Annotated in this window: 1 protein-coding gene; it reads right to left on the reverse strand. The window is 65.3% G+C overall.

Going from position 1 to position 536, the window contains the following annotated elements:
* A partial coding sequence (locus tag P0D73_RS46685; protein WP_408436526.1) for a 3-hydroxyacyl-CoA dehydrogenase NAD-binding domain-containing protein occupies positions 1-536 on the reverse strand: 536 nt, incomplete at both ends.

Raw genomic sequence — 536 nt, forward strand, 5'->3', positions numbered from 1 at the left:
TCCTCGATGGACCGCGATCCGACCTCGGCATGAACGCCGTCGATCAGCTTCTTCTGCACTTCCGGCGTCAGCTCCGGCGAGCCCAGTTCCTTCCACCCAGCCGTCATCGGGCCGGCGAACTGATGGAAGAAGTGCTCGATGCCGCCCGGGCCGCCGCCGAGGTGATTGAGCATCATGTTGCCCATCAAGCCCCAGCGCAGGCCCGGCCCCCAGGAGAGGGCGGTGTCGACGTCGGCGGCACTCAGCACACCCTCGGACACCAGGTAATAGACCTCACGCGCCACCGCGAACTGCAGACGGTTGGCGACGTGGCCTCGCAATTCCTTGTTCAGGCGCACCGCCTGTTTCCCGATCGACGTATAGAACTCCATGGCGCGCTGGATCGTCTCTTCCGAGGTCTTGGTCCCGCCGACGATCTCGACCAGCGGAATCAGGTGCGGCGGATTGAACGGATGGCCGACGACGCAGCGCTCGGGATGCAGCACGGCGCCCACCTGGATGCTGCTCATGGGCAGGGTCGACGTGCTCGATGCGAT

Origin of the sequence: Paraburkholderia sp. RL18-101-BIB-B (assembly GCF_046026985.1) — a bacterium.
In the GTDB taxonomy this organism is placed as follows: Bacteria; Pseudomonadota; Gammaproteobacteria; order Burkholderiales; family Burkholderiaceae; genus Paraburkholderia.